This is a genomic window from Kitasatospora sp. NPDC054768 (assembly GCF_053612025.1).
The window spans coordinates 1-6,894 of sequence record NZ_JBSHBN010000272.1; the positions used below are offsets into that span (position 1 = coordinate 1).

General features: G+C 74.5%; 6 protein-coding genes and 1 pseudogene. 4 read left to right on the plus strand and 3 right to left on the minus strand.

What is annotated here, in order from left to right; genetic code table 11:
* Positions 1–119: 119 nt before the first annotated feature.
* The gene (locus tag ACWGKU_RS39705; protein ID WP_452180965.1) at positions 120–1,085 is read right to left on the minus strand and encodes an NAD-dependent epimerase/dehydratase family protein; all 966 of its coding nucleotides are present in this window, start codon (positions 1,083–1,085) and stop codon (positions 120–122) included.
* 202 nt (positions 1,086–1,287) lie between these two features.
* Between ACWGKU_RS39705 and ACWGKU_RS39710 the strand changes: the two genes are divergently transcribed.
* Both ACWGKU_RS39710 and ACWGKU_RS39715 read left to right on the plus strand, forming a co-directional pair.
* Positions 1,288–2,295 (plus strand): cytochrome c oxidase assembly protein, encoded by a 1,008-nt coding sequence (locus tag ACWGKU_RS39710; RefSeq protein ID WP_452180964.1) that lies wholly within the window; start codon positions 1,288–1,290, stop codon positions 2,293–2,295.
* Between the two features lie 171 nt (positions 2,296–2,466).
* Positions 2,467–3,054 (plus strand): YdcF family protein, encoded by a 588-nt coding sequence (locus tag ACWGKU_RS39715; protein ID WP_380540686.1) that lies wholly within the window; start codon positions 2,467–2,469, stop codon positions 3,052–3,054.
* A gap of 139 nt (positions 3,055–3,193) precedes the next feature.
* On the opposite strand, the gene ACWGKU_RS39720 is transcribed toward ACWGKU_RS39715, so the two are convergent.
* Positions 3,194–5,416: an NADP-dependent isocitrate dehydrogenase gene (locus ACWGKU_RS39720; RefSeq protein WP_359898448.1), complete on the minus strand. Its 2,223-nt coding sequence runs from the start codon at positions 5,414–5,416 to the stop codon at positions 3,194–3,196.
* A 438-nt stretch (positions 5,417–5,854) separates the two neighbouring features.
* On the opposite strand from ACWGKU_RS39720, the gene ACWGKU_RS39725 reads away from it, so the two are divergent.
* A complete protein-coding gene (locus ACWGKU_RS39725) occupies positions 5,855–6,199 on the plus strand; it encodes an SAV_915 family protein (protein ID WP_452180963.1) in 345 nt (114 codons plus the stop codon).
* Positions 6,196–6,522 carry a hypothetical protein gene (locus tag ACWGKU_RS39730; protein ID WP_359898446.1) on the plus strand — a complete coding sequence of 109 codons (327 nt, stop codon included), beginning with the start codon at positions 6,196–6,198 and terminating at the stop codon, positions 6,520–6,522. The genes ACWGKU_RS39725 and ACWGKU_RS39730 overlap by 4 nt, the downstream gene beginning before the upstream one ends.
* A 94-nt stretch (positions 6,523–6,616) precedes the next feature.
* Here the strand turns inward: ACWGKU_RS39730 and ACWGKU_RS39735 are convergent.
* Positions 6,617–6,894 (minus strand): annotated as a pseudogene (locus tag ACWGKU_RS39735) (hypothetical protein); the annotation flags it as partial.

Here is a 6,894-nt window from a genome sequence, read left to right on the forward strand (position 1 = left end):
TTAACTGCCCCCGGCCCGGCCCCCCCTCCCCCCCCCCCCGGTTGTGGGTTTCCGCCCCCCGGCGGCCCCCCCCCCCCGGGCCGCCCCCCCCGGGGGGGGGGGGGGGCCCCCACGGCCGGTCAGGACCCGCTCAGGCCGAGCGCCTCGCGGTACCAGGCGGCGGCCTCCGGGAGGCGGGCCAGCGGGCCGGGGCCGGGCGGGCAGGCGGCGAGCCGCCAGATCCGTTCGCTGCGGTACCAGTGGTCGCGGGTGATCAGGCCGAACTGCCGCTCGGAGACCCGGCCGGGGGCGGCGGCCAGCAGTCGGCGGCACTCCTCCCACGGGACGGCCGGGCCGTCCGGGGCGGGCAGCAGGCCGAGGGCGGCCAGGGCGGCGAGCAGGTCGCCGCCACGGACCGGCCCGGGGTGCGAGGCGTGGTGGACGCCCGGCGGGGCGGCGTGCTCGTCCAGGGCGAGCGCGGTGATCAGCCGGGCCAGGTCGGTGCGGTCCACCAGGGAGAGCCGGGCGCTGCCGCCCTCCCAGCGGACCGGCACCCGGCGGACCAGCTCGGCCAGCGCGGGCACCACCCAGCGGTCGCCGGTGCCGGTCACCAGCCCGGGGCGCAGCACGTACCCGCCGGCCGCCAGCGCGTGGCCCTCGCCGAGCAGCCGGGTGCGGCTGGCCTCGGACACCGGGGCGGGCGGCACCTCGTCCACCTCGACGTCCGCGTGCGGGCCCTCGCCGTAGACCGCCGCCGTGGAGAGGTGGACGATCCGCCGCACCCCGGCGCGGGTGGCGGCCGCCATCAGGGCGGCGGTGCCCCGGTCGTTCACCGCCTCGCACTCCTCGGCGCCGCCGTCGACCCGGGAGGCGAGGTGCACCAGGGCCCCGGCGCCCGTGCAGAGCTCCGTGAGCGCGGCCGGGTCGGCGAGGTCGCCCGGTACCCAGGCGGTGCCGGCAGCGGCGTCCTGGGGCGGTGTGCGGGCCAGTGCCCGCACCGGGACGCCACGCGCCGCGAGGGCCGCCAGCACGCCGGAGCCGATGAAGCCGGTCGCCCCGGTCAGTGCGACCGCGGGGCGCGCCGCGGATCCGTGTTCCGTCGCCATCTCCGAGCCTCCCTGCCGACCGGCCGGTCAGTCTAGCCAGCGGGCGCCCCCGTGGGGAGGCACCCGTACGGAGGGGGTGGGGGGATGGCCCGAGGTAAGGCCCACCTAGGCTGTAGACCAAGCAAAACGGGCGAACCGGACCCCCACCGGGGACCACGAGGACGGAAAGCGGGACCCGCCGATGGGCGACGGAATGTCAGGCATGCACCACCACGGCGGGATGACCCGACTAGGCCCGTTCACCTTGTCCAACGTCTGGACCTGGTCGCCGGACTGGGTGTTCCTGCTCGGCGGCCTGGTCCTCCTGGGGCTGTACGCGGCGGGCGTGGTGCGGCTGTACCGGCGCGGCGACCGCTGGCCGATCGGCCGGATGGTGGGCTGGGTGGCGGGTGTCGCCAGCCTGCTGCTGGTCACCTGCACCGGGCTGAACGACTACGGCATGGTGCTGTTCAGCGCGCACATGATCCAGCACATGGTGCTCTCCATGCTGACGCCGATCCTGCTGCTGCTCGGCGCCCCGATCACGCTGGCGCTGCGGGCGCTGCGCCCGACCGGCAAGGGCCGTCCGCGCGGGCCGCGCGAGCTGCTGGTGGCGCTGCTGCACAGCCGGTACGTCCGGATCGTCTCGCACCCGGCGTTCACCATCCCGATGTTCATCGCGAGCCTGTACGGGGTCTACTTCACCCCGTTGTTCGACTTCCTGATGCAGTACCGCCTCGGGCACATCTTCATGATGGTGCACTTCCTGCTCACCGGTCTGGCGTTCTTCTGGCCGATCATGGGCGTGGACCCGGGCCCGCACCGCCCCGGCCACGTGATGCGGATCATCGAGCTGTTCATGGGGATGCCGTTCCACGCCTTCTTCGGCGTGGCGGTGATGATGGCCGCCCACCCGCTGGTCACCACCTTCACCGTGGAGGGCGCGCCACCGGGGACGAACCTGCTGGAGGACCAGAAGCTGGCCGGCGGCATCACCTGGGCGTTCGGCGAGATCCCGACCGCGATCGTGCTGATCGCGCTGGTCTACCAGTGGATGGGCTCCGAGCAGCGGCAGGCCCGCCGCCGCGACCGCTCCGAGGAGCGCACCGGCGACGCCGAGCTGGAGGCGTACAACGCCTACCTGGCCTCCTTGCACAAGCGTGACCGGCGCCCGGGCGCGGCCCCGGCCGCCCCGGTCACCGGCGCCGCCCCGGCGGCCGACGTCGGCTGAGCCCGCCGCGGAACCCCTGTTCCCGGGAACCCCCGTTCCACCTCCGGAACGGGGGTTCCGCCGTTTCCGGCCGCCCGCGGAGCAGGGGCCCACGGGAGGCCGGAACGGCCGCGGGACAGGGGTTCCGCCGGGCCCCGGAACGGTCGTTCCGTCGCGGGCGTTCGAACGGATATGCACGTCCTGCTGTTCGTCGCCGTCCTGCTCTGCGGGTCCGTCCTGCTCTGGCCGCTCGGCTTCCTCGGCGTGGCGCTGTACCAGCGCCGTCGGCCCGCGCCGGCCGGCTCCGACTACCTGGTGGTCCTGGGCGCCGCGCTGGACGGCTGCGAGCCCGGTCCCCCGCTGGCGGCCCGGCTGGACGCCGCGCTGGAACGTTTCGCCGCCGAGGAGGCCGCCGGGTACGCCCCGCTGGTCCTGGTGACCGGCGGGAAGGGCCCGCACGAGGAGTGCACCGAGGCCGCCGCGATGGCCCGCTACCTGACCGCCCGGGGCGTCCCGGCGGAACGGATCCGACGCGAGGAGCGGGCCGTGAACACCGCCGAGAACCTGCGGTTCAGCGCCGCCCTGATGGCCGCCGAGCGCCCCGGCTACCGCTGCACGGTGGTCACCAACGGCTTCCACACCGTCCGCTCCGCGCTGGCCGCCCGCCGGGCGGGCGCCACCGCCGCCGTGCTCGGCGCGGACGGCCCGCTGGCCCACGGCCCGTACCTCCTGCTGCGCGAGGCCGTCGGCACCGCCCTCGCCCTGCTCGGCCGGGCCTGAACCGCAGTCCGGGCGTGAACGCCGAACCGACGGTCCGGCGATCCGGCGATCCGGCGATCCGGCGATCCGGGCGTGAACGCCGAGAGGCCCCGGGTCCGATGCGGACCCGGGGCCTCTCGTCAGCTCAGCTCGGCCGGGTTCAGCCGAGGTTGGCGAGCGCCTCGTTGAAGGTCTTGGACGGGCGCATCACGGCCGCGGCCTTGGCCGCGTCCGGCTGGTAGTAGCCGCCGAGGTCGACCGGCGAGCCCTGGACGGCGATCAGCTCGTCCACGATGGCCGACTCCTGCTCGGTCAGCGTCGCGGCCAGGCCGGCGAAGGCCTCGGCCAGCTCGGCGTCGGCGGTCTGCCCGGCCAGCTCCTGGGCCCAGTACATGGCCAGGTAGAAGTGGCTGCCGCGGTTGTCGATGCCACCGAGGCGGCGGCTCGGCGACTTGTCCTCGTTGAGGAAGGTGCCGGTGGCGCGGTCCAGGGTGTCGGCCAGCACCTGGGCGCGGGCGTTGTCGGTGGTGGTGGCCAGGTGCTCGAAGCTGGCGGCCAGCGCGAAGAACTCGCCCAGGCTGTCCCAGCGCAGGTAGTTCTCCTTGACCAGCTGCTGGACGTGCTTCGGGGCGGAGCCGCCGGCGCCGGTCTCGAAGAGGCCGCCGCCCGCCATCAGCGGGACGACCGACAGCATCTTGGCGCTGGTGCCCAGCTCCAGGATCGGGAACAGGTCGGTCAGGTAGTCGCGCAGCACGTTGCCGGTCACCGAGATGGTGTCCTCGCCGCGGCGGATGCGCTCCAGCGAGAACGTGGTGGCCTCGACCGGGGACTTGATCTCGATCTGCAGGCCGGTGGTGTCGTGCTCCGGCAGGTACTGCTTGACCTTCTCGATCAGCACCGCGTCGTGGGCGCGGTTCTCGTCCAGCCAGAACACCGCCGGGACGCCGGTGGCGCGGGCGCGGGTGACGGCCAGCTTGACCCAGTCCTGGATCGGCAGGTCCTTGGTCTGGCAGGCGCGGAAGATGTCGCCCGGCTGGACGGCCTGCTCCAGCACCACGTTGCCCTCGGCGTCGACGAGGCGGACGGTGCCCGCGGCGGCGATCTCGAAGGTCTTGTCGTGCGAGCCGTACTCCTCGGCCTTCTGGGCCATCAGGCCGACGTTCGGCACCGAGCCGATGGTCGCCGGGTCCAGGGCGCCGTGGGCGCGGCAGTCGTCGAGGACGGCCTGGTACACGCCGGAGTAGCTGCTGTCCGGCAGCACGGCGAGGGTGTCGGCCTCCTTGCCGTCCGGGCCCCACATGTGGCCGGAGGTGCGGATCATGGCCGGCATCGAGGCGTCGACGATGACGTCGCTCGGCACGTGCAGGTTGGTGATGCCCTTGTCGGAGTCGACCATGGCCAGGGCCGGGCCCTCGGCCAGCTCGGCCTCGAAGGAGGCCTTGATCTCGGCGCCCAGGTGCGGCACGTTGTCGAGGCCGGCCAGGATGCCGCCGAGGCCGTTGTTCGGGTTCAGACCGGCGGCGACCAGCACCTCGCCGTACTTGGCGAAGGTCTTCGGGAAGAAGGCGCGGACCACGTGGCCGAAGATGATCGGGTCGGAGACCTTCATCATGGTGGCCTTGAGGTGCACCGAGAACAGCACGCCCTCGGCCTTGGCGCGGGCGACCTGCGCGGCCAGGAACTCGTTCAGGGCGGCGGCCCGCATCACCGAGGCGTCGACGACCTCGCCGGCCAGCACCGGCACCTTCTCGCGCAGCACGGTGGTGGCGCCGTCCTCGCCGAGCAGCTCGATGCGCAGCGCACCGTCGGCGGCGATCACGGCGGACTTCTCGGTGGACCGGAAGTCGTTCTCACCCATGGTGGCGACGTTGGTCTTCGAGTCGGCCGTCCAGGCACCCATGCGGTGCGGGTGGGTCTTGGCGTAGTTCTTGACCGACTGCGGGGCGCGGCGGTCCGAGTTGCCCTCGCGCAGGACCGGGTTGACGGCGCTGCCCTTGACCTTGTCGTAGCGGGCGCGGACGTCCTTGTCCTCGTCGGTCTGCGGGTCGTCCGGGTAGTCCGGCAGGGCGTAGCCCTGGGCCTGCAGCTCGGCGACGGCGGCCTTGAGCTGCGGCACCGAGGCCGAGATGTTCGGCAGCTTGATGATGTTGGCGCTCGGGGTCTTGGCCAGCTCACCCAGCTCGGCCAGCGCGTCGCCGATCCGCTGCGCCTCGGTCAGACGCTCCGGGAAGCTCGCGATGATCCGCCCGGCCAGGGAGATGTCGCGGGTCTCCACGCGCACACCCGCGGTCGAGGCGTAGGCCTGGACAACCGGCAGGAACGAGTAGGTCGCCAGGGCCGGAGCCTCGTCGGTGTGCGTATAGATGATGGTCGAGTCAGTCATCGGTACTCCGCTTCACGTCTCCAACGTCTTGACGTCAAGATATCTCGTCACGGGCCTCCGGCTCCACCTCCCCCCGTTTCCGGTCGCGTTCCGGTCCCGCACGGGTCCGGTCGGCGGGCGCCGCGGCGCTCGCGGCGGGACGCTCCGGCGGCCGTGAACGGGGGCTCGACGGGCGGTCGTGAGCGGGGACTCGACGCAGGGCGCGGCGAAGGACGCGCCGGGGGCCGAACTCCACGGTGGTCCGGGTCGGCACGCACGGCAAGCGGAGCGCTCGACAAGTGGTTTGGTCCACTCGGGTGAGTCGGACGTCAGGAGTGCGTCAACGCACGACCCCATTCGGTCAACGGCGCGTCAGGACCGGCGCTCCCCGGGCCGGGCCGCCCTAGCGTCGAGGCAGTAGTTCCGGCAGGCACCACCACCCCACTCGGGAGCATCCGCATGGCCCGCGTCGTCTGGCACGTTCCGGTCACCGCCTCCGGCACCGGAAGCACCACCGCACTCCGCCTGTTCCGCCTGCGCGACGGCCGCCGCTGCGCGGTCGGATTCTCCAGCCCCGAGGCCCTCGTCGCCCTCCTCGGGCCCGACCAGGCCCACGCCGAACTCGGCGAGCCCGCCCTCCGTGACCTCACCGCCCCGCTCGGGATCGACACCCTGGTGCTGGACCCGCGGCTGGTCGCCCCCTCCGTCACCGCCCCGCCCGTCTCCGCCCCGCCCGCCTCGCCGCTCACCCCGACCCCGACCCCGACCGCCCCGGCCCCGGCCGCCCGGCTCCAGCGCCGGTGACCGCCCCGCTCCGACTCGTCCCGGACGGTCCGGATCCGGCGGTACGGGCCCAGCCGGCCCGCTCCCTGCACGCGATCGTCCGGATCAGCCACGGCCCCGTCCCGCTCGACTTCGACCGCCTCGCGGCGGAGTTCCCGGCCGTCCAGAGCGGCCTGGCCCTGGTCGGCGAGGCCGACCTCGAACTGCGCCTCGCCTGTACCGGCCCCGAGGAGTTACGGACGATCGCCGCCGCCCTGCACCGCGCGGGCGCCGCCAAGGTGCACATCGACCTCGTCCTGCGCGCCCTCACCCCGGCCCCGGTCACCCTGCGCCCGGTGCCGTAGCGGTGCCGTGAGCGGTGCCGTGAGCGGCGCCGGTCCGGGCCGCCGACCCGGCGCCCCGCTCCCCCGCCCGGGGGGACGGGGCGCCGGAGTGCGCTCACTCCTCCCCGGGCCGCGGATCCGGGTTGATTGCCTGGCCGTCGATGGGCTGGCCCCAGCCGTCCTCGCCGGCCGCGTCGACGCAGTAGCCGCTGCCCTCGACGTGCCCGCCCGCGCTCCGGCACTGGTCCGCGGTGACGTCCCGGCGCCCGGTCGCCGCCGCCGGACCGGCGGCGGCGGCCCCGGCCCCCGCGGCCGGGGGGAGCAGGAGGGCGGTGGGGGTCGCGGGGGGCCCCCCGGCCGGGGGGGGGCTGGTGAAGTTGTCCACCCACACAC

What these genes read in the sequence shown, in the direction of transcription:
- ACWGKU_RS39725 (WP_452180963.1), top strand. Translation starts at nt 5,855, where the DNA reads ATGGCCCGCGTCGTCTGGCACGTTCCGGTCACCGCCTCCGGCACCGGA.
- ACWGKU_RS39710 (WP_452180964.1), top strand. Translation starts at nt 1,288, where the DNA reads ATGCACCACCACGGCGGGATGACCCGACTAGGCCCGTTCACCTTGTCC.
- ACWGKU_RS39705 (WP_452180965.1), bottom strand. Translation starts at nt 1,085, where the DNA reads ATGGCGACGGAACACGGATCCGCGGCGCGCCCCGCGGTCGCACTGACC.
- ACWGKU_RS39720 (WP_359898448.1), bottom strand. Translation starts at nt 5,416, where the DNA reads ATGACTGACTCGACCATCATCTATACGCACACCGACGAGGCTCCGGCC.
- ACWGKU_RS39715 (WP_380540686.1), top strand. Translation starts at nt 2,467, where the DNA reads ATGCACGTCCTGCTGTTCGTCGCCGTCCTGCTCTGCGGGTCCGTCCTG.